21 protein-coding genes are annotated in these 20,407 nt (G+C 41.2%); 10 read left to right on the forward strand and 11 right to left on the reverse strand.

Annotated features, from left to right (window positions below; genetic code table 11):
- A partial coding sequence (locus AAEZ22_RS08115) for an EF-Tu C-terminal domain-related protein (protein ID WP_502935261.1) occupies positions 1-180 on the forward strand: 180 nt, incomplete at its 5' end.
- A 297-nt stretch (positions 181-477) separates the two neighbouring features.
- Here AAEZ22_RS08115 and AAEZ22_RS08120 read toward each other — a convergent pair.
- The 5 genes from AAEZ22_RS08120 to AAEZ22_RS08140 all read right to left on the reverse strand — a co-directional run bounded on the left by AAEZ22_RS08120 (position 478) and on the right by AAEZ22_RS08140 (position 5,946).
- Positions 478-1,671 carry a dipeptidase gene (locus AAEZ22_RS08120; RefSeq protein WP_011329537.1) on the reverse strand — a complete coding sequence of 398 codons (1,194 nt, stop codon included), beginning with the start codon at positions 1,669-1,671 and terminating at the stop codon, positions 478-480.
- 75 nt (positions 1,672-1,746) lie between these two features.
- Positions 1,747-2,001: a YheU family protein gene (locus tag AAEZ22_RS08125; protein WP_011329536.1), complete on the reverse strand. Its 255-nt coding sequence runs from the start codon at positions 1,999-2,001 to the stop codon at positions 1,747-1,749.
- Complete coding sequence (locus AAEZ22_RS08130) at positions 1,998-2,990, reverse strand: hydrolase (RefSeq protein ID WP_352296798.1); 993 nt, start codon at positions 2,988-2,990, stop codon at positions 1,998-2,000. The genes AAEZ22_RS08125 and AAEZ22_RS08130 overlap by 4 nt, the downstream gene beginning before the upstream one ends.
- A gap of 624 nt (positions 2,991-3,614) precedes the next feature.
- A complete protein-coding gene (locus AAEZ22_RS08135) occupies positions 3,615-4,040 on the reverse strand; it encodes a TIGR02444 family protein (protein WP_208835237.1) in 426 nt (141 codons plus the stop codon).
- Positions 4,024-5,946: an ATP-binding cassette domain-containing protein gene (locus AAEZ22_RS08140; RefSeq protein ID WP_089368872.1), complete on the reverse strand. Its 1,923-nt coding sequence runs from the start codon at positions 5,944-5,946 to the stop codon at positions 4,024-4,026. Before AAEZ22_RS08140 ends, AAEZ22_RS08135 begins: the two co-directional genes overlap by 17 nt.
- A gap of 132 nt (positions 5,947-6,078) precedes the next feature.
- Between AAEZ22_RS08140 and AAEZ22_RS08145 the strand changes: the two genes are divergently transcribed.
- Positions 6,079-6,282, forward strand: a complete 204-nt coding sequence (locus AAEZ22_RS08145) for a YheV family putative zinc ribbon protein (RefSeq protein ID WP_041454614.1) — start codon at positions 6,079-6,081, stop codon at positions 6,280-6,282.
- A gap of 23 nt (positions 6,283-6,305) precedes the next feature.
- Here the strand turns inward: AAEZ22_RS08145 and AAEZ22_RS08150 are convergent, their stop codons facing one another.
- Together AAEZ22_RS08150 and AAEZ22_RS08155 are read right to left on the reverse strand one after the other, a co-directional pair.
- Positions 6,306-6,521 carry a SlyX family protein gene (locus tag AAEZ22_RS08150; RefSeq protein ID WP_011329530.1) on the reverse strand — a complete coding sequence of 72 codons (216 nt, stop codon included), beginning with the start codon at positions 6,519-6,521 and terminating at the stop codon, positions 6,306-6,308.
- On the reverse strand, positions 6,508-7,506 hold the full coding sequence (locus AAEZ22_RS08155; RefSeq protein WP_011329529.1) for a WD40 repeat domain-containing protein: 999 nt from the start codon (positions 7,504-7,506) through the stop codon (positions 6,508-6,510). Before AAEZ22_RS08155 ends, AAEZ22_RS08150 begins: the two co-directional genes overlap by 14 nt.
- A 214-nt stretch (positions 7,507-7,720) precedes the next feature.
- Here AAEZ22_RS08155 and fkpA point away from each other — a divergent pair, with 214 nt between their 5' ends.
- The gene (gene fkpA / locus AAEZ22_RS08160; protein WP_182677775.1) at positions 7,721-8,470 is read left to right on the forward strand and encodes an FKBP-type peptidyl-prolyl cis-trans isomerase; all 750 of its coding nucleotides are present in this window, start codon (positions 7,721-7,723) and stop codon (positions 8,468-8,470) included.
- Positions 8,471-8,560: 90 nt separating this feature from the next.
- Here the strand turns inward: fkpA and AAEZ22_RS08165 are convergent, their stop codons facing one another.
- Entirely contained in the window at positions 8,561-9,031 is a 471-nt protein-coding gene (locus tag AAEZ22_RS08165; protein WP_011329527.1) for an Rsd/AlgQ family anti-sigma factor, read from the reverse strand.
- Positions 9,032-9,557: 526 nt separating this feature from the next.
- On the opposite strand from AAEZ22_RS08165, the gene hemE reads away from it, so the two are divergent.
- Positions 9,558-10,622, forward strand: coding sequence for a uroporphyrinogen decarboxylase (gene hemE, locus AAEZ22_RS08170; protein ID WP_058374381.1), 1,065 nt, complete (start codon positions 9,558-9,560; stop codon positions 10,620-10,622).
- A gap of 181 nt (positions 10,623-10,803) precedes the next feature.
- On the opposite strand, the gene sthA is transcribed toward hemE, so the two are convergent.
- Positions 10,804-12,234, reverse strand: a complete 1,431-nt coding sequence (sthA, locus tag AAEZ22_RS08175; protein WP_172459241.1) for a Si-specific NAD(P)(+) transhydrogenase — start codon at positions 12,232-12,234, stop codon at positions 10,804-10,806.
- Between the two features lie 13 nt (positions 12,235-12,247).
- Positions 12,248-13,381, reverse strand: coding sequence for an acyl-CoA desaturase (locus AAEZ22_RS08180; RefSeq protein WP_011329524.1), 1,134 nt, complete (start codon positions 13,379-13,381; stop codon positions 12,248-12,250).
- Between the two features lie 126 nt (positions 13,382-13,507).
- Between AAEZ22_RS08180 and fabR the strand changes: the two genes are divergently transcribed.
- From fabR to leuD, 5 genes are all read left to right on the forward strand, one after another.
- Entirely contained in the window at positions 13,508-14,128 is a 621-nt protein-coding gene (fabR, locus tag AAEZ22_RS08185) for an HTH-type transcriptional repressor FabR (protein ID WP_011329523.1), read from the forward strand.
- 394 nt (positions 14,129-14,522) lie between these two features.
- Positions 14,523-16,076 (forward strand): 2-isopropylmalate synthase, encoded by a 1,554-nt coding sequence (gene leuA / locus AAEZ22_RS08190; RefSeq protein ID WP_011329522.1) that lies wholly within the window; start codon positions 14,523-14,525, stop codon positions 16,074-16,076.
- Positions 16,073-17,149: a 3-isopropylmalate dehydrogenase gene (gene leuB, locus AAEZ22_RS08195; RefSeq protein WP_182677776.1), complete on the forward strand. Its 1,077-nt coding sequence runs from the start codon at positions 16,073-16,075 to the stop codon at positions 17,147-17,149. The genes leuA and leuB overlap by 4 nt, the downstream gene beginning before the upstream one ends.
- Before the next feature lie 67 nt (positions 17,150-17,216).
- Positions 17,217-18,617 carry a 3-isopropylmalate dehydratase large subunit gene (gene leuC / locus AAEZ22_RS08200; RefSeq protein ID WP_352296803.1) on the forward strand — a complete coding sequence of 467 codons (1,401 nt, stop codon included), beginning with the start codon at positions 17,217-17,219 and terminating at the stop codon, positions 18,615-18,617.
- Complete coding sequence (gene leuD, locus AAEZ22_RS08205) at positions 18,617-19,216, forward strand: 3-isopropylmalate dehydratase small subunit (RefSeq protein ID WP_011329519.1); 600 nt, start codon at positions 18,617-18,619, stop codon at positions 19,214-19,216. The genes leuC and leuD overlap by 1 nt, the downstream gene beginning before the upstream one ends.
- A 92-nt stretch (positions 19,217-19,308) precedes the next feature.
- Here leuD and AAEZ22_RS08210 read toward each other — a convergent pair whose 3' ends face one another.
- Complete coding sequence (locus AAEZ22_RS08210) at positions 19,309-19,602, reverse strand: hypothetical protein (RefSeq protein WP_352296806.1); 294 nt, start codon at positions 19,600-19,602, stop codon at positions 19,309-19,311.
- A gap of 209 nt (positions 19,603-19,811) precedes the next feature.
- Here AAEZ22_RS08210 and AAEZ22_RS08215 point away from each other — a divergent pair, with 209 nt between their 5' ends.
- Positions 19,812-20,405, forward strand: coding sequence for a hypothetical protein (locus AAEZ22_RS08215; RefSeq protein WP_197108883.1), 594 nt, complete (start codon positions 19,812-19,814; stop codon positions 20,403-20,405).
- Positions 20,406-20,407: the final 2 nt, after the last annotated feature.

The raw sequence follows: 20,407 nt of genomic DNA on the forward strand, positions 1-20,407 counted from the left end.
ACTGACGTAACTGGTGACGTACAGTTACCAGAAGGCGTAGAAATGGTAATGCCTGGTGATAACGTTAAGATGACAGTAACTCTAATCGCGCCAATCGCGATGGATGAAGGTCTTCGTTTCGCTATCCGTGAAGGTGGTCGTACTGTAGGCGCTGGCGTTGTTGCAAACATCGTAGCGTAATAATTAACGTTTAAGTTAATTGTTAGAAAAAGGTCACTTAGGTGGCCTTTTTTAATGCCTGTAATAAAGTACAGGTTTCAGGTACGAGGTTTCAGGTTTAAGGTAGAGCAGAGCGGTGTTAACTTTATCGTCGTAGCGTGGGTTGAGGCTTACGAACCTCGAGGATAAAGCATGAGGGTGGCGTTGTTGGCTTAGATTTATGCAAGTTGAGGATAGAAACACGCGGCCATTGGCCGCGTTATATATTAAAGTTAGTGTTCGCTATGCTTTTCTAACCTGATACCTGATACCTAGAGCCTAATGCTTTTTCGCATACGCTTCGGCTTGTTTCCAAACGCGTAGTGTATTGCCGCTTAAAATCTTTTTAATGTCGGTATCACTGTAGCCCCTGTCCATTAAACCTTGTACTAGGTTAGGATAGCTAGATACGTCTTTTAAGCCAATTGGCAGCGAATCGCCAACACCATCATAATCAGAACCAATACCTACATAATCAATACCAATTAGCGCAACTACGTGATCAATATGATCAAGTACCTGCTCGAGGCTGGCAAATGGGTAGGGGTTTTTAGCGCGGTATGCAGCATCAAAATCATTACTTAATTTGGTGCCTTCTTTTTTTGCAGACTCTTTTGTACTTTTTAGCTGCTTGCCCCAACTACCTGCTTTAGCGGTAACAAAGCTTGAGCCAAAGTTAATTTGAATAACCCCGCCATTTTTTTTCAGCGCCAGTAGCATGTCGTCATTCATATTACGCTCAAAACCGGGTGTGTATTTGCGTAGCGATGAATGCGAAGCTATAACGGGTGTTTTAGAGAGTTCTATTACCTGATAAAACGCATCATCAGAAATGTGCGAAACGTCGATTAACATGCCAATGTTGTTCATTTCAGTAACTAGCTTTTTACCAAAAGGGCTTAAGCCTTTCCATTTACGGCGAATGTCGTATGACGAGTCAGAAATATGATTGCTTTGCGAATGAGCAAGGGTAATATAACGCACACCACGGTCGAAAAAGTGTTGTAGATTTTTCATATCACCTTCAATAGGTGAGCCATTTTCCATGCCCATAGCAATCGAAAGCTTACCTTGCTTAAACTGCTCTTCTATATCGGCAGTTGAGCTGGCAATTGCAAATTTGTCGGGTGCACGTTGTGCGATTGCTTCCATACTATCAATAAGTAAATTAGCAAGTTGATAGCTTTTACCTTTGCCTTCAAATTCTAAGTGAGCAGGAATGTAAATCGACATAAATGGGGCATTTAAACCGCCTTGTATAGCGCGAGGGTAGTCAAAGTCACCATCGTCGGTGGCTTTGGTAACGTCGGCCCATTTGTCGTGTAGACGGTAAGGTACATCAATATGGGTATCAATTAAAATTGTGTCTTTTGCCAGCTTAATTGCTTTATCTGATGCGGTTATTGTTGTTGCATTAGCTTGGCTACTTAATGCTAGTGATATGGCTACCACTAGAGTGCTGAGTTTTATCATTTTATGGCTCTTTGGGTAAAAAGCCATTGTGTACTTTCAATACAAAAGTTACAAGTGCTACAAAGTTAACTGTATCTAATCAAACGATTGTGCCTGATGCTCTTCACTTTGCAGCGCTTTAAATTCGCCTTTGGAAATGATAGTTACCGACTCATGTAGTTCTGAGAAAAATACCATAGCTTCACCACTTTTAAGCTGCAGCTTTACTTGGTTTACTTTCGACTCAATACTGGCTTCTACTTCGCCATAATCAGTGCCTTCGCGCAGTACATAGCTTTCTATTAGGTTGTATAAGGTGTCTTTATCAAGTTGCTCGTAAGGAATGATCATACTGACTCTTTGTTGGTTTTATTTAATACATATTGGCCAAAATAACTTGGCACCGCTTGCTCTAACCAAAATACCGGCTTAAATGGATTTTTACCGCTAATAAAGCCCACATGCCCGCCTTTTTCAGAGATGCGCAGCGTAACATGCTCACTCACATCTTGCCTACTTGGTACGGCCTTTATAGAGAGCATAGGATCGTCTTTGGCATGAATAATTAATGTTGGCACCGCTATATGTTTTAAATATGGCATAGCACTGGCTTGGCGGTAATAATCATGTGCATTTTCAAAGCCGTGTAAAGGCGCGGTAAGTTGATTATCAAACTCTAACAAGTCGTCAATTTCCATTAATTGATCGGTAGTTATCGATATTTGCTGCTTAATTTGTGGCAATTTACGCTGCATTGATTTTTTCATGCGATCGAGTAAATATTTTTGATAAATTTTACCTAAACTTTTGCGAATAACATCCGATGATGCCGATAAATCATAAGGTGCAGATACCAGTGCTGCTGCACTTAGCGGGCATTGTTGCTGTTGCTCGCCTAAATACTTAGCTAATACATTACCACCTAGCGAAAAGCCTACCGCAAGTAAAGGTCGGTTTGGATATAGCTGCTTTAAGTGGTTTATAAAAAAGCTTAAGTCGGCTGTATCACCACTGTGATAAGCACGTGGTAAGCGATTTACTTCGGTGGAGCAGTTTCTAAAATGCATAAGCACCACTGCAAAACCTTGCTTTTTTAAGGCTTTCATCATGCCTTTGGCATAAAAGCTATTTATATTGCCTTCAAGTCCATGTAGTACCACAGCAAGAGGAGCCGTTTCGTTATGCGGTAGCGACCAAGCAAGCTCGATAAAGTCACCATCGGGAGTATCAAGTTGCTCCAATTGGTAGCGAGTATGATGAAATGGGCGGAAAAAACGCGGCATTATGGTCTGAACGTGACGATTGGTCATCCACCATGCGGGTTTGAACTTATGGATCATGTTTGTACTACACACTTTGCAATAAACGAGGCGCTAGTGTAGCAAATTTTTCGGCTAGGAAAATAAAAAGCGCCTAATCAGTAAACTGATAGGCGCTTTGTGCGTCGTGCTTAATTTTGGTCAGGAATTTCTGCTTCTTGTACTTTCTTAATAAAGTAGTATACAAAGAAAAGGCACAAGCTAATAACGATCCCCAGAAAACCAAACGATAAGAACAGTACTGGGTCGGTAAAAAAATCTCTGAAGAATACGTCCATAACTTGCCTCCTAATGTCTATGGGTTAATCATAAGCTGGGTTTAGGAATACAGTTATGATCAAGATCAAGTTATTTACCTAAGTGAAATAATGAGCGATATGAAGTTGATTTGGATCATGTTTTGAGAAGAAGGTATTAGGTTTAACTGATGGGTAAAGGGAGCAGGTGAAAACAGCTTTGACCACTGAGAATATAAGGATTAAAGAGGTTTTAATTTTTCCCTATAAAAGCGCAGCGCCTTTTAACCTGTTTGTGAAGAAGTCACTTAAAGATCTTTTGCACAAAGAGAAAAGAATGAGCAGTAAAAGAGGGTAGGACTCATAAGTATTGAAATATGCGCGAGCTGTTTTTTCTGGCGCTTTGTACCTAAAAGCTGGCCTTTAAATATAATTCAATATTATTTGGCTCGGTACACTCTACCAATTCACATTCATTTACTGCATTTATTAGCATTTGCTGTTGCTGCTTTTCAAGCTTGAGCTCAGCGCTAAGCAGCTCTTTGCGTATGTTTGCATAGTCAGTAATAGCTTGTTGGTGTACTTTTAAATAACTGCGTGCTGCGCGTAGTTGCTGCATCACGTTATTATCGAGCTCATTAACAACTTGTGTTAATACTCCAAGCTGCTGACTATTTACAACTAAGTTTAGTGAATCTAAATACAAGAGTAATAAACACAAATTAACGTTTTTACCTTGCTGGTTTTGTAACTCCAGCAAGGTTTGTTGTTGCACTGGCTTTGCGTACAAAGTGCAGGCAAATTGCCAAAAATGGTCGCTATTGAGCAAGTTCATCGGCGAACGCCTGCTCTTTTTGTTCCATTTCGTCTAGCGCCATAAGGAGCGCTTCTTCAATGTCGTTAAGCTTAGGTGTAAGTGTGGCTTGTTTGGCTAGTAACTCTTTTAGCTTGGCTTTATTGTCATCAGAATATAGCTCGTTATCACCTAATGCTACTTCAACCTCATTGAGCTCTGCAGCGTATTTGTCGAGTTGCTTTTCGAGCTTTTCAATTTGTTTTTTAAGCGGTTGCGTGGCTTTTCTAAATTCGGCCTCAAGGCGTTTTTGCTCTTTACGGTTAATACCTGAATTAGCTTTTACTTCGTCACTTTGCTCTGTTTTAGTCGCTTCTTTATTGGCGTTAAGCAGCCATTGGTAATACGCATCTAAGTCGTAACCAAATTGAGTTACTTTGCCGTCATCTACTAAGTAAAATTCATCGGCGGTGTTTTTAAGCATATGGCGGTCATGCGATACGGTAACCATAGCGCCTTCAAAGCCTTGCAGTGCCATAACAAGTGCATGGCGCATTTCTAAATCAAGGTGGTTGGTTGGCTCATCGAGTAGTAATAAATTTGGCTTTTGATATACCAGCATGGCAAGTACTAAACGTGCTTTCTCGCCCCCCGAAAAGGGTGCTACTGGCTCAAGCGCTTTATCACCAATAAAGGCAAATCCGCCTAAAAAATCACGCAGTGATTGCTCAGTAGCCTTTGGGTTAAGTCGTTGTATATGTGTTATTGCATTGGCTTTTAAATCAAGAGATTCAAGTTGATGCTGCGCAAAATAACCAATATTTAGCCCATGGTGCTGAATAACTTCGCCAGCTTGAGGCTCTAAATCACCCGAAAGCAGTTTAATTAGCGTTGATTTACCCGCGCCATTTCGGCCAAGTAAAGCAATGCGGCTGCCTGGTACTAAGTTTAATTCTATATTATTTAAAATGGTGACATCACCATATCCCGCTTTGGCTTTATCTATTGTCATTAGTGGGTTTGGTAATGCTTTTGGCTCGGCAAACTCAAAGTTAAATGGCGAGTCGGCATGTGCTGGAGCTAATTTTTCCATACGCTCAAGTGCTTTCACGCGGCTTTGTGCTTGCTTAGCTTTACTGGCTTTTGCTTTAAAGCGAGTTATAAACTGTTCTAGATGAGCAATTTGCTCTTGTTGCTTATCAAACATGGCTTGCTGCTGTAGCATGCGCTCGGCCTTTTGACGCTCAAACTGCGAGTAGTTGCCTTTGTACACGTTGATAAGTTGTTTATCTATATGCCAAATTTGATCAACTACGGCATCTAAAAACTCACGGTCATGCGATATCAGTACTAAAGTTCCAGTATAAGCACGTAAAAAACGTTCAAGCCAATATACTGCGTCTAAATCAAGGTGGTTAGTGGGCTCATCAAGTAATAACAGGTCGGCATCGCGAATAAGCGCTTGGGCTAAATTTAAGCGCATACGCCAGCCACCCGAAAATGAACTTACCGGGTTTTCTATTAAGTTATTAGCAAAGCCTAAACCATGTAATAGCTCACCAGCGGTTGATTCAATGCTGTAGCCTTTAATGTTTTCAAGCTGAATATGTATTTTAGCTTGTGCATCGCCATCGTTAGCTTGCTCGGCTTCACGCAGTGCGATACGCATGGCGTAATACTGCGGATGACCTTGTAGTACATAGTCTATTGCGCTTATTTCCAGTGCGGGAGTTTCTTGTTTTACTGACGCTATAGACCAGTCTTTAGGTATAGTAAAGTTACCGCCATCGAGCTGTAGCTCTGCTTTGAGGAGGCTAAATAGGGTTGATTTACCACAACCATTAGCGCCTACTAGGCCTACTTTATGCTCTGGAAATAACGTAGCAGATGCATTTTTTAATAAAGCTTTACCGCCACGAAGAAGTTCTATTTCTGAGATTTGGATCATAAATGCGTTACTTTACTGTGCCCTAATTGAATTGCCAATATGATAACACGGATCGTATTGGGCATATCAACCGTATCAACGCATCACGTAATACGATAAAATAACATTAGGTCAAACTGTGGGAAAAATCTCGTGAAACAAAAAAAGCGATTTATAGCTGGGGCAACATGTCCTGAATGTAAAGCCATGGATAGGTTAATGCTTTACAAAGAGCATGATGTAGAAAAAGTAGAATGTGTAGAGTGCGGCCATAAAATGGCACAGCCAGAACAGGCTGTGCAGGCGTCAACACGCCAGTTTGAACAAGTTATAGGCGTGTTTAAACCAGGAGATTAAATCCTTTGCTGCATAGCTGCATATTAATAATGCGGCGGCGGTGGCTCAGGTTCGTTTGACATCATCGATGATGATGACTGCGATTCTTTAATTTTTTCAGCCAGTAGCTCTGTTTGGCGTTTCATTTTTGCCAACAGCTGCTGGTGAACTTTTATTTCGTCATTTAAAATATCAATTGTTTCGTCTTGAAAAGCCACTTTGGCCTCAAGTTCCATTAAGCGATGTTCAATTGTGTTCATTATTCTCTCGTATAATAAATCGCTCTGCGATACCGCTGGAGCTTTCGGTTAATAACGACCTGCCGTTATCTGTAAATGTTACATCGAGCACCACGGCCGATTTAGGCTTACTGCCTTCGCGTGGTGTCACTTGCCAAGTTTGAATTTTTTCACCGCTCGATATTTGCCATAAATCAATGCGTTTATTAGGCGACCCAGTTGCTAGCAAATCACCTTGATCGTTAAAGCGTACCGCCGTAAAAATTTTCTGACGCGCAATATACTTCAGTTTACTTACAAGATCACCTGTAGTCAGCTTCCATACATTTGCTTGTGCCATACTGTCGGCCGTAAATGCATAGCGACCTTGTGGGTCAAGCGTAACTTGAGTAACACGAGTAGGGTGGTTAAAGCGATGAATCACTTGCCCTGTACGCGTATCCCAAAAGTAAGCAACGTAATCGTTTGAACCACTTAAAGCATAGCGCCCGTTAGGGGCAAGATCGACCGTGTTTACTTTTTCTTGGTGGCCTAAAAACTCAATACGGCGGCCAGTTTCAAGGTTAATAAACACCACTACGCCATCGCTGCGCCCGTATAGTACGCTACGGCCTTGGTTGCTTATAGCAATATCGCGAATACTGGATTTTTGTATTTTGTAGTAACCTTTATTTTCGCCGGTGGCAATATCCCATACCGCAAAGGTGGTTTTTTCGGCGGTAACAGCCACACTGTTGTCAAAAGCGATCGCAACGGCATAAACCAAGCTATCTTGGGCTTGTTGCTGAAACCATTGGTATTTAAGTGCTTGCTGTTGATTATCCCACAGCGCGACCCCATGGTTAATGGAGGAGACTAAGCTGTATTTACCATCATGCGATAGCGCCGATGAAAACGCGCCTTGTGCAGCATGTTCATAACTGGCAACAGCTTGTTGTTTTTCATCACTACAGGCGATGGCCGATAAACAGCAAAACACGATAAAAAAAGTACGAAATAACGGCATATTACAAGCATTTCCTCTTAACTCTTAGTGATTGAGAGGTTAGACTAGGTCTCGTTGAAGGCCTAGGTTGTTTGTCTAATCACTGGATATGTTTTTAGTTTAGCTAACAACGTAAATTTTAGTTATTAAACAAGCAGCCTATCATGTAGGTCGTTAATCTTTAACTAGTAATAATACAATAAATGGCAACTGCAAAGTGTGTCGGAGATTTAAAATGAAAAAGACGATTAAATTGTCATTGATTGCAGCGTCAGTTTTAGCGCTTACAGCATGTAATCAAGAAGCAAAAAAAGAGCAAGCTGAAGTTAAACTAGACACTGTAGCGCAGCAACAAGCATACGGTATTGGCGCATCGGTAGGTAACTTTTTAAATAAAGACTTAGCCGATAAAAAAGAAATTGGTATTGAACTAGACCAAGCGCTGTTAATTCGTGGTTTTGAAGATGCACTTGCTGGTAATGCAAAAATTGACGAAGAAAAAATTCGCGAAGTGTTAACTGAGTTAGATACATCAGTGCGTACTAAGCAAGAAGCACAAGCAAAAGTAGAGTCTGAAAAAAGCAAAGAAGCGGGTGTAAAATACCTAGCTGATAACGCTAAAAAAGAAGGCGTTACTGTTACTGAGTCTGGCTTACAGTACGAAGTGATTACTCAAGGTGATGGCGAAAAACCAGCTGCAACTGATGTAGTTAAAGTACATTATAAAGGCACACTTTTAGATGGTACTGAATTTGATAGCTCATATTCACGTAACGAGCCAACAACTTTCCCTCTTAACCGTGTAATTACTGGTTGGACTGAAGGTTTACAACTTATGCCTGTTGGTTCTAAATATAAATTTACAATTCCTTCTGAGCTAGCTTATGGCGACCGTGATTTAGGTAAAATTCCTGCTAATTCAACACTTGTATTTGAAGTGGAATTATTAGAAATTCAAAGCGATGCAGATGCAGCAGCAGAGTAAATAAGATATAAGCTAAAAATAATTTAGCCTACATATACAAAAAGGGACTTTAAGTCCCTTTTTTAATGCGTATAAATAACGGTGCGCTTGTTAATCCGTATGATTAGCAAATAAGTTATCAATAAGCTCATCTTCTAGCGCAAAGCGCGCTTCAAGTGCTTCACCAAGAACAGATAAGTCATTGTCAAAGCCTACTAGTAAATCTTCTTTATCAACTTCAGCGTATTTATCGTTAAAATCTAGCGCAATGTCGGTGGTATCTGTTATTTTTGGGTAAATAGCATTTGCTAGCAATTGGCTTTCTGGGCCTTTACTTTCACAAGCCTTAGCAATGTCATCGTATATTTCAAAGTGACCGGCAGATAAGTAATCCATTAAAATTTGGCAAAACGTTTCAATTTGTTGTGGTTCAGGCAGGGCATGATCTTTTTTATCAGAAGGTGAAAACCCAGCTAGCTTACAATAAAGCACAATGAGGCGTTGTCGCTCGTTTAGCCATTTATCAATTACAGTATGGCTACCCCCCCACTTTTGTTGAGCATTTTCTACACGCGTCAGCATAATCGTTCTCCTAAGCTGGGTTGGTTTTTTAGTTAAAAGTAAAAATTGTTTATACCTCAAGATATAGTTAATTGATGTGTATATCAACTAGTAAAATAGATGATCTAGAAGCAGTTTATTTTATTTGTAGGGAATTGATAATTTATTGCAGGCAAGAAAAAACCACCTGTTACGGTGGCTTAATTTTTTTCTATGGCTTGTTGTAACAAGCTTTCTTATTTTTATGAGAAGATTTTTGTTATTGTTATTTTAAAACTTTTATTTTTATTGTTTTAAGATTTTTATTATTGTTTTTGTTAACGCGGGATAAACAATACCAAAGATTTAAGTATGTTGCAAACATATTAATTAAAAGTTTTAAATGTTGCTGCTGTTTGCTTGTTTAATAGTCAAAAGCAGCTAAAAACTAAAAACATCTTGATCTACCTCCTGTTGCTGTCAATTTAATCGCTTAGCGATAGAGAGGTAATGAATATGGTGGTACAATCTTGCTCAATTTCTATAAGCATTAGGATTATTTTACGCTATGAGCGAATTAAAAAACGACCGTTATTTACGTGCACTTGCAAAACAACCTGTTGATGTAACTCCAGTATGGATGATGCGCCAAGCAGGACGCTATTTACCAGAATACCGTGCTACACGTGCACAAGCGGGCGATTTTATGAGCCTGTGTAGAAATGCTGAGCTTGCTTGCGAAGTAACACTACAACCATTACGCCGCTACCCGTTAGATGCCGCTATTTTATTTAGTGATATTTTAACCATTCCAGATGCTATGGGCTTAGGTCTGTACTTTGAAACGGGTGAAGGTCCAAAGTTCGAGCGTCCAATTTCATCGCTTGCCGATGTTAAAAAAATTCCTAAGCTAGATCCAAACGACGATCTTGGTTATGTAATGAATGCGGTTAGTACTATTCGTCGTGAACTAAAAGGCGAAGTACCATTAATTGGTTTTTCGGGTTCACCGTGGACGTTAGCGACTTATATGGTTGAAGGCGGCAGCAGCAAAGTATTTGGCAAAATTAAAAAAATGGCATTTGCAGAGCCGCAAACGCTACATTTATTACTCGATAAACTAGCTGATTCGGTTATCGATTACTTAAATGCGCAAATTAAAGCTGGTGCACAATCGTTAATGGTGTTTGACTCATGGGGCGGTGTATTAAGCCCGCGCGACTACAATGAGTTTTCATTGCAGTACATGCACAAAATTGTTGATGGTTTAATTCGTGAATACGATGGCCGTAGAGTACCAGTTACTTTGTTTACTAAAAATGGTGGCCAATGGATTGAAGCAATTGCAGCAACTGGTTGTGATGCTATCGGCCTTGATTGGACCATTAATATTAGCGATGCTAAGCGCCGTGTAGGCGACAAAGTAGCATTACAAGGTAATATGGACCCGTCAATGCTGCACGGTACGCCAGAGCGTATTCGTCAAGAAGTAGCGACTATTTTAGAAGACTTTGGCACAGGTAATGGCCACGTATTTAACCTTGGCCATGGTATTACACCAGATGTAGACCCTGAAAATGCGGGTGTGTTTATTAATGCCGTGCATGAGTTCAGTGCTAAATACCATAAGTAATTAATACCAAATAAAGTACTGAGTGTTTAGTGTGTTACTTTACTGCATGCTAAACAACAAAAAGCCCGCTTACTATTTTTAGTAAGCGGGCTTTTTAATAAGGCGTGTTTGGCACTTATGCGTCGTTATTGCCTATTTATCAAATAACCGCATTACATAGGTTATTCCTAGCTTAAAAGCTTTATTTAAATAAGCGATTTAATCCATTTAACGCTGCAACTCGGTAGGCTTCAGCCATAGTTGGGTAGTTAAAAGTGGTATTTACAAAGTATTCAATATTATTGCCGCCATTTTTTTGCTCCATTATGGCTTGGCCAATGTGGACAATTTCTGAGGCGCGCTCACCAAAGCAATGTACACCCAGTACTTCTTTGGTTTCTGTATGAAATAATATTTTTAAAGTACCCACTTCAGTACCCGCAATTTGCGCACGCGCAAGGTGTTTAAATTGCGCACGACCTACTTCATACGGAACTTTAGCAGCAGTAAGTTGCTGCTCGGTTTTACCTACTGAGCTCATTTCAGGAATAGTATAAATACCCGCTGGAATATCAATAATCAGTTTTTCATCACAGTTGCCACAGGAAATTGCATCAGCTGCAATACGGCCTTGGTCAAATGCGGCACTCGCTAGGCTTGGGTAACCAATCACATCGCCTACAGCGTATACGTTGTCAATTTCGGTTTGATAGGTTTCGTTTACTTTTAACTGACCACGGCTATCAGGTTTTAAGCCAATTGCTTCAAGGTTAAGCTTGTCGGTATTACCGGTGCGGCCATTAGCAAACAAAATACAGTCAGCTTTTACGCGTTTACCCGATTTTAAATGCATAATTACACAGTCATCACGGGTTTCAATATGATCAAACTCTTCGTTATGACGAATTACAATACCGCTATTCCAAAAGTGATAACTCAGCGCGTCAGATATTTCTGTGTCCATAAAGGCAAGTAGGCGGTCGCGAGTGTTAACTAAATCAACTTTGGCACCTAAGCCTTTAAAAATAGAGGCATACTCACAACCAATTACACCCGCACCATAAATAAGTACGCGATGTGGATCGTGGGTTAACCCTAAAATAGTATCGCTGTCGTAAATACGAGAATGGGTAAAGTCTACTTCTGGCGGACGGTATGGGCGCGAACCTGTAGCAATAACAATAGTCTTGGCCGTTAAACGCTCAGTTGAACCATCTTGGCGAGTTACTTCAACTGTATGTTTATCAATAAAACGCGCGTCACCTTGAAACATTTGAATACGGTTACGGTCGTAAAAACTGCTACGTAAATTAGACTGCTTAGAAATAACTGAGCTGGCATGGCGTAAAATGTCAGGAAAAGTGAGTCGAGCAAGTCGATCACCGGTATTAAATAAAGGGTTTGTTTTATATTCTATATAACGGCTAACCGAGTGACGTAGGGCTTTAGAGGGAATGGTTCCCCAATGTACACAGCCCCCACCTACGGCTTCGTGGCGTTCAATAACAGCCACTTTTTTGTTATTTTTTGAAAGGTTCATAGCGGTACCTTCACCGCCAGGACCCGTGCCAATAATTACTGCATCATATTGGTATGTCACGGGTGTTTTTTTCTTTTCTGGTTGTTTGGCCACAGCCACTCCTATATTAACTAAAAGAGGCTTTTAATAACCTCGCATTAAGTGCTAGCCATGCCTGCTTTTGGTTTTCCCAGGCGGCTTCCAGCTCATGGTATTGTGCCATTAATGCTGAACGTTCACACTGCTTTGCCATGTTATTTTTTTTAACTTCTAACACTTGTTTTTGTAGTGAACAATAATTTTGCAGTTTTTTCAGCAGTAAATCATATTCTTGTTGTAATAATGTAAGCTTATCTTGTGCTAAAGGCAATTTTGCAAGGCGAACTTGTGTTTTGCTCATTAAAGTTTCGGCCTTGGCTTTTTCAATGCGTTCAACCGGTGTGCGCTTTAGTTTACTGGCTAAACCAAGGGCAGCTAACGAGCGAATAACCCATTTAGTGGGGTCATAATGAAACCACCTAATGCCGTTACGGTAATCACTGGCAAAAATATGATGAAAGTTATGATACCCCTCGCCATATGTAAATAGGGCTAAAAAGCCGTTGTCGCGGGCGGTATTTTTTTCGGTGTACGGACGAGAGCCCCAAATATGGGCTACCGAATTAATAAAAAAGGTAAAGTGCTGACTAAGTACTAAGCGCAGTAAACCGGCAAGTAATAACATGCCCCATACATCGCCAACTAGTAATCCTAGCGTAAGAGGTAGGCCTACATTCATTAAAAGAGCTAACTTTAAATAATGTTTGTGTTGCCACATTACAATTTTATTGCGTTGTAAATCGCGACAGTTACTGTAATCGCCGTAGCTATCAGCTTGATAGTCACGTAACATCCAGCCAATATGGCTATACCAAAAACCATTGGTTGCGGCATAAGGGTCTTTTATTGGGTCGTCAACTTGGCCGTGATGCACACGGTGGTCGCTGCTCCAATGTAGTGCACTGTTTTGCAGTGCAAATGCACCGCCTAAGGCAAACACAAACTCAACCGCCGGATGGGCGTTATAGGTTTTATGTGCCCACAATCTGTGGTAACCGGCAGTAATTGATAAGCCTGCATAAAACATACAGCCGACAAAGGCAATCCAGTGGGCACTAGAAAATCCGTAGTTAATACCATACCAAGGCACAAGCGTTATCGCGGCCAAAAAAGTAAGGCTAAAAAATAGGACGTTGGTCCAAATAAGTGGTGGTTTGTTCATAATTCTCTATCTCAGCGTACAACTGTAAGCTAAAATAATATTTCAAACTCTTGGCGTCAAGTATTAGACTGAGTAATTAAACTATTTTAATCAAAATTTGCTATAAATTCATTCAGGGAGCTGTTGATGTCGGGTGTTAGAGCGCAACAGAAACAAAAAACACGACAAGCGTTAATTGAGGCGGCATTTAATCAGTTGAGTGCCGATCATAGCTTTTCAAACTTAAGTTTACGCGAAGTTGCGCGTGAAGCCGGTATTGCACCAACTTCTTTCTATCGACATTTTAAAGATATGAACGAACTGGGTTTAACCATGGTTGATGAAGCGGGTTTAACCCTGCGTCAACTTATGCGCCAAGCGCGCCGACGCATTGCCAGCGGTGGTAGCGTAATAAATACCTCGGTGGTGACCTTTATGGAGTTTATTGACAACTCGAGTAATCAATTTAGGTTATTACTGCGCGAACGATCTGGTACTTCAAAAGCGTTTAGAGCGGCGGTAGCGCGCGAAGTTAAACACTTTATTTTAGAGTTGGCGCACTACCTAGAAAGCGAAACAAAATGCGATGCCACCCATGCGTATATTCAATCTGAAGCCATGGTAACACTGGTATTTAATGCGGGAGCAGAAGCGCTTGATTTAGAGGGCTTACAACGCGATGAGTTAGTTGAACGTGTTATTTGGCAATTGCGCTACATTACTCGTGGTGCAACGCATTATGTGCGAGAAACAAATAAAGAGATTTAAACAGAGTAAAAAGTTAATCTAAGCACTGTGCTTTACAGTGTTTAGTAATTTAAGCACTTTTCGGTGCTTTATTGTTAAAAAACCTCACCAAACCTTGCTTTAGCGCATAATTATTTCTGTTTAAAGCGATGTTAAATACAAATATTAGAATTTTTATGCTTGCACCTTGTGCATGGTAATGTTAAAAATAAGCCTCACTCGACACAAATAAGAAAGCAAGATGCATATTATTCGTTTAATTACACTAAAACTGAACCTCTTACTGCTATGGCAAGTGAGCGGGGATTAGTGTGTTTGCATTGAGCTAAACATAAAAAACCCCGCACTTGCGGGGTTTTTTTTATCTCGCGGTAGGATAAGTTAACAATAAATAGCATTGGAATGAGAGGCTGTTATGCAAGATCAAGATAAAGTATGGATTTTTGATACCACATTACGTGATGGTGAGCAGGCGCTTAAAGCAAGCCTTACCGAAGATGATAAAATTCAGCTAGCGCACACCATTAGTCGCTTAAATGTAGATGTAATGGAAGTGGGTTTTCCGGTATCGAGCCCAGCAGATTTTCGCTCCGTGCAGCGTATTGCTACTGAGGTTAAAGGGCCAATTATTTGTGGCCTAGCGCGCTCAGTTGCTAAAGACATTGAAGCATGTGGCGAAGCACTTCGTAACGCGCAGCAAAGTCGAATTCATACTTTTATTGCTACCAGTCCTTTGCACCTTGAGCACAAGTTACGCATGAGCTTGGACGATGCCACTGCTATGGCAGTTAAATCAATTAAATTAGCACGTAACTATACCGATGATGTGGAGTTTTCGTGTGAGGACGCCGGACGTACACCGCATTGGGATTTATGCCGCATTGTAGAGCAGGCCATTAAAGCCGGTGCTTCTACTATTAATTTACCCGATACAGTTGGCTTTGTAACGCCGGACGAATACGCAGGCATGATCCGCCATTTAATGAACAATGTGCCAAATATTGATAAAGCACGCTTAAGTGTGCATTGCCATAACGATTTAGGCTTAGCTGTTGCCAACTCTATTGCTGCTGTGCAAGCGGGTGCTCGCCAAATTGAGTGTACTATTAACGGCATTGGTGAACGTGCGGGTAACTGCTCACTTGAAGAAGTGGCAATGATCATGAAAATGCGCAAAGACCACTTAAACGTGTATACCGATATTAAAAGTGAAGAAATTTATCGCGCATCTCGCCAAGTGGCTAAAATTTGTAATATGCCAGTACAGCCTAATAAAGCCATTGTGGGCGAGAACGCCTTTGCACACAGCTCAGGTATACATCAAGACGGCGTATTAAAAGCGCAAAACACCTACGAAATCATGTCGCCAGAAAGTGTAGGAGTACCGAGCAACCAATTAAATATGACTTCACGCTCTGGACGCCATGTTATTGAACATCGCTTAGAAGAATTAGGCTATCAAAAGTCTGATTATGATATGGATAGTCTATACGAAAGTTTTATAGCCTTGGCTGATCAAAAAGGTACTGTATACGATTACGACCTTGAAGCGATGATTTACTTTAATCAAATTAACGACAAAGACGAAAAGTACCAATTAGAATTTGTTAACTCGGTATCTAACTCACAATCGGTAGCCAGCTCTACTATTGGCATGTTGATAGATGGCGAAGCTAAACAAGAAGCAGCAACGGGGAATGGTCCAGTTGAAGCCTCTTTTGCTGCTATTGAGCGCTTAACCGGAATGAGCGTAGAAATGATTGAGTATAACTTAGAAGCCACAGGCCAAGGTGCAAGTTCACTTGGGCAGGTAAACATTATTGCTAAATTTAACGGCCGCCCTTATCACGGTGCGGGCATAGCAGCAGATGTGGTAGAAGCGTCGGTACGCGCTATGGTTCGTGTTTATAATTTAATTTATCGCGCACAAAAAGTGTCTGATTTAAAACAACAAAGGAAAGCAGGATGAGTAAAACAAACTACAGTGTAGCCGTATTAGCGGGTGATGGTATTGGCCCAGAAATAATGGCAGCAGCAGAGCAAGTACTGGATGCAGTGAGCAATAAGTTTGGTTTTACTCTAAACCGCGAACACCATGCAATTGGTGGGGCAGCCATCAATAAGCATGGGAAAGCCTTACCACAAAGTACAGTTACAGCTTGTGAAAATGCCGATGCTATTTTATTTGGTGCTGTTGGTGGTCCAAAGTGGGAACATTTACCGCCCGATGAGCAACCTGAGCGTGGATCACTGTTACCGCTGCGTAAACACTTTGGCTTGTTTTGTAATTTACGCCCAGCGCAATTATTGCCAGCACTAAGCACCGCATCGCCACTACGTGCTGATATTAGCGAGCAAGGCTTTGACATTTTGTGTGTACGTGAGCTAACCGGTGGCATTTATTTTGGTGAAAAAGGGCGCAGCGGCGAAGGCGAAAATGAATCAGCATTCGATACGCAAAGATACTCACGTAAAGAAATAGAACGTATTGCACGTTTTGCCTTTGAAGCCGCAAAACTGCGTAGTAGCCATGTTACTTCGGTTGATAAAGCCAACGTTTTAGCATCAAGCGTACTATGGCGCGAAGTTGTTACCGAAGTAAGTAAAGACTACCCAGAAGTAAAACTTGATTATATTTACGTAGATAACGCAGCAATGCAGCTTGTAAAACAACCAAGCCAGTTTGATGTATTACTGTGCGATAACTTATTTGGCGATATTTTGTCTGATGAGTGCGCGATGATCACCGGCTCTATGGGGTTATTACCATCGGCTAGTTTGAACCAGTCGGGCTTTGGTTTATACGAGCCAGCCGGTGGCTCAGCCCCCGATATTGCAGGTAAAGGCGTGGCAAATCCGATTGCACAAATTTTAAGTGCCGCACTAATGCTGCGTTACTCATTGGGCCAAGACGAAGCTGCACGCACCATTGAAAAAGCAGTAGCTGAAGCCGTTGCAGCGGGCGTAGGTACGCCAGATATATTTCCAAACGCTGGCTATACCACCAATGATGTTGCTGCAGCGATTGTTGCGCGCATTTAACTAAAAACACATTTTAATGCCGCAGCTCCGTTAGGCTGCGGCTCAAAACAGATTAGGGGATTAGCAAGTGGCCCAAACGTTATACGACAAAATTTGGCAAGCACATACAATTGCCAGCATCAACGAGCAAACCGATTTACTTTATATTGACCGTCATTTAGTACACGAAGTTACGTCACCACAAGCCTTTGCTGGTTTGCGTGAAAAAAACCGCACTGTACGCTGCCCAGAAAAAACCTTCGCTACTATGGATCATAATGTATCGACCAAAAGTCGCTCATTGGATGCTGCTAGCGAAGTGTCGAAAAATCAATTAATGGCGCTAGATGCAAACTGTAAAGAGTTTGGCATTGTGCTTTACGATTTAAACTCAATTAACCAAGGCATAGTGCATGTTATGGGGCCAGAGCAGGGTATAACTTTGCCTGGCACTACCATAGTATGTGGTGACAGCCATACGTCGACTCATGGTGCATTTGGTGCGCTTGCTCACGGTATTGGCACCTCAGAGGTTGAACACGTATTAGCAACGCAAACATTGCAACAAAAAAAGGCTAAGTCGTTAAAAATTCAAATAAATGGCCGTTTGCGTCCCACCGTTACTGCAAAAGACTTAATTATGGCGGTTATTGGTAAGTTAGGTACAGCGGGTGGCACGGGCTACGTTGCAGAATTTTGCGGTGAAGGAATTGAAGCGTTGTCGATGGAAGCACGTATGACGTTGTGTAATATGAGTATAGAAATGGGTGCCAAAGCAGGTTTAATTGCTTCTGACCAAATCACTTATGATTACCTAAAAGGTCGCCCATTTGCTCCTAAAGGCGCTGATTTTGACGCAGCTGTTAAGTATTGGGAAACATTAAAAACAGATGATGGTGCGCAGTTTGATCATGTTGTTGAGCTAGAGGCCAGCTGCATTCAGCCACAAATTACTTGGGGCACTAGCCCAGAGCAAGTGATTGGCGTAGACGAGTGTATTCCTGATCCTGATAAAGAACCTGATCTAATTAAAGCTGACGCGATCCGCAGTGCATTAAAGTACATGGGCCTAAAAGCGGGCGAAAAGTTATCAAGTGCACAAGTAGATACCGTGTTTATTGGCTCGTGCACCAATAGTCGTATTGAAGATTTACGTGCAGCAGCAAAAATAGTCGAAGGCAAAAAAGTAGTTGCCGGTATTGAAGCGTTAATTGTACCGGGTTCTGGTTTAGTTAAAAAACAAGCCGAAGACGAAGGCTTAGCAGATATTTTTAAAGCAGCTGGCTTTGAGTGGCGTGAACCGGGTTGTTCAATGTGTTTAGCAATGAACGACGACCGCTTAGGTGCAGGTAAACGCTGTGCATCCACCTCAAATCGTAACTTTGAAGGACGTCAAGGCCGTGGCGGGCGCACCCATTTGGTTAGCCCTGCAATGGCCGCTGCGGCAGCTATACATGGTCACTTTGTTGATATTAGAGGAGAAGCCTAATGAGCATTTATTTTAGTGGCTTAATGGCCCCATTGGATAAAAACAACGTGGACACGGATCAAATTATTCCAAAGCAGTTTTTAACCTCAACCAGCCGCGAAGGCTTTGATGCCGCATTATTTTATGATTGGCGCTATTTAGAAAATGACGAGCCAAACCCTGATTTTATTTTAAATCGTCCTTGCTACCAAGGCGCGCAAATATTACTAACGCGCGACAACTTTGGTTGTGGGTCATCACGCGAACACGCGCCATGGGCACTAAAGCAATATGGTTTTGAAGTGATTTTGGCTGAAAGCTTTGCCGATATTTTCTTCAATAACTGTGGCAATAATCAAATGTTAGCCATTGCACTGCCTGGCGATACGCTAGAGCAATTATTTGTGTTAAGTGAGCAACATGACGATATTCATATCGACATCGATCTTGAAAATCAAACACTGACTAGCACTAAATTTGCCCCCATTAGTTTTGATATTCGCAAAGACGTAAAAGAGCGTCTATTAAGCGGCCTAGACTTTATTGGCGTAACCGAAACGCTTAACCCACAAATAGACGCGTTTGAGCAGCAACTTGCTGCAGAGCGTCCTTGGCAGTAAGTTGTTAAAATAAATAAAAAGACGTATTTAGCGCAGCATAAGCTGCGCTTTTTTATTTTAGCGGCAACACATTAATTGTTTTATCAATTTGTTCAAAATAAAAATGCAGTAGCTAAACTAGCGGCGGAAATGGCTGCTATTATTAATAAATTTATCCTTTTAAAGGTTTGAAAACGGGTTACTTTCGAGTCATCTATGGTCGCAAAAAAGCCATTTTTAAATGATTCAGCAAGGTTGGCATGTGCTGTTCCATCTAAAGAGTTTTGGGTAAGCTTTTGCCATTCATTTGGGTGTTGCTGAACAAGGTATTTACATAGGGAAAGGTAATAACGATTTTGTAAAATCAATAATAACATGACTATTATTAAGCCTATATAATTTGTCATTTGGTTCTGCGCTCCATGCTAGTTATTAATTTTATAGTTGACAGTATTTAATTATTATATTTTTTTTGCAACAATTTATATTTTAAAATTATCAGCGAGTTGCAAGTATCATTTGTTGGTTACTCCTGCACTTTGGTGGTTCATCGTGATTACTTCCTTTAAGTGAGTTAAAGGGCTATGGTACTAAAAACTATTATAAGGAATATGTGATGAAATTATTAACTGCAGCCACTTTATTATTGGCTTCATCAACTGTTGTAGCAAGCCCTGCGCCTTTGGTGTCTATTGCTAGCCACGATGCGTTTTTTAGTAATATTGCTGCACATTGCGGTAAAGCTTATGAAGGCAAGGTAAGTGTTGATAACGCCGCGGGACCAAGCTCGTTTGCGGGCAAAAAATTAGTAATGCATGTACGTAAATGTACCGACAGTGAGCTGCAAGTGCCATTTCATGTGGGTGATGATGCATCGCGCACTTGGATTATTACTAAAACGGGCAGTGGCTTAAGCTTAAAGCACGACCATCGCCATCAAAATGGTTCTAACGACATCTCAACTATGTATGGCGGGCATACAAATGATGCTGGCTTTGCACAAATGCAGTCGTTTCCTGCCGATCAATATTCAAAAGAATTATTTGTTGCACAAGGGATAGCACAGTCGGTAGGTAATACTTGGCAAATGTATATTTATCCTGAGGTATTTACTTATCGTTTAATTCGTCAAGGCCGCGAATTTAAAGTGGATTTTGATTTAACTAAACCCATCACTCCGCCAGCAGCCCCTTGGGGATACACAGACTAAAA

This window comes from Pseudoalteromonas sp. 20-MNA-CIBAN-0454 (genome assembly GCF_040308685.1).
Lineage (GTDB): Bacteria > Pseudomonadota > Gammaproteobacteria > Enterobacterales > Alteromonadaceae > Pseudoalteromonas > Pseudoalteromonas nigrifaciens.

Coding starts and splice junctions, on each gene's coding strand:
- hemE (WP_058374381.1), top strand. CDS start 9,558: ATGAGCGAATTAAAAAACGACCGTTATTTACGTGCACTTGCAAAACAA.
- leuA (WP_011329522.1), top strand. CDS start 14,523: ATGCAAGATCAAGATAAAGTATGGATTTTTGATACCACATTACGTGAT.
- AAEZ22_RS08120 (WP_011329537.1), bottom strand. CDS start 1,671: ATGATAAAACTCAGCACTCTAGTGGTAGCCATATCACTAGCATTAAGT.
- AAEZ22_RS08215 (WP_197108883.1), top strand. CDS start 19,812: ATGAAATTATTAACTGCAGCCACTTTATTATTGGCTTCATCAACTGTT.
- AAEZ22_RS08155 (WP_011329529.1), bottom strand. CDS start 7,506: ATGCCGTTATTTCGTACTTTTTTTATCGTGTTTTGCTGTTTATCGGCC.
- AAEZ22_RS08180 (WP_011329524.1), bottom strand. CDS start 13,381: ATGAACAAACCACCACTTATTTGGACCAACGTCCTATTTTTTAGCCTT.
- leuB (WP_182677776.1), top strand. CDS start 16,073: ATGAGTAAAACAAACTACAGTGTAGCCGTATTAGCGGGTGATGGTATT.
- fabR (WP_011329523.1), top strand. CDS start 13,508: ATGTCGGGTGTTAGAGCGCAACAGAAACAAAAAACACGACAAGCGTTA.
- AAEZ22_RS08130 (WP_352296798.1), bottom strand. CDS start 2,990: ATGATCCATAAGTTCAAACCCGCATGGTGGATGACCAATCGTCACGTT.
- AAEZ22_RS08135 (WP_208835237.1), bottom strand. CDS start 4,040: ATGAACTTGCTCAATAGCGACCATTTTTGGCAATTTGCCTGCACTTTG.
- AAEZ22_RS08125 (WP_011329536.1), bottom strand. CDS start 2,001: ATGATCATTCCTTACGAGCAACTTGATAAAGACACCTTATACAACCTA.
- AAEZ22_RS08140 (WP_089368872.1), bottom strand. CDS start 5,946: ATGATCCAAATCTCAGAAATAGAACTTCTTCGTGGCGGTAAAGCTTTA.
- AAEZ22_RS08165 (WP_011329527.1), bottom strand. CDS start 9,031: ATGCTGACGCGTGTAGAAAATGCTCAACAAAAGTGGGGGGGTAGCCAT.
- leuD (WP_011329519.1), top strand. CDS start 18,617: ATGAGCATTTATTTTAGTGGCTTAATGGCCCCATTGGATAAAAACAAC.
- fkpA (WP_182677775.1), top strand. CDS start 7,721: ATGAAAAAGACGATTAAATTGTCATTGATTGCAGCGTCAGTTTTAGCG.
- AAEZ22_RS08210 (WP_352296806.1), bottom strand. CDS start 19,602: ATGACAAATTATATAGGCTTAATAATAGTCATGTTATTATTGATTTTA.
- AAEZ22_RS08150 (WP_011329530.1), bottom strand. CDS start 6,521: ATGAACACAATTGAACATCGCTTAATGGAACTTGAGGCCAAAGTGGCT.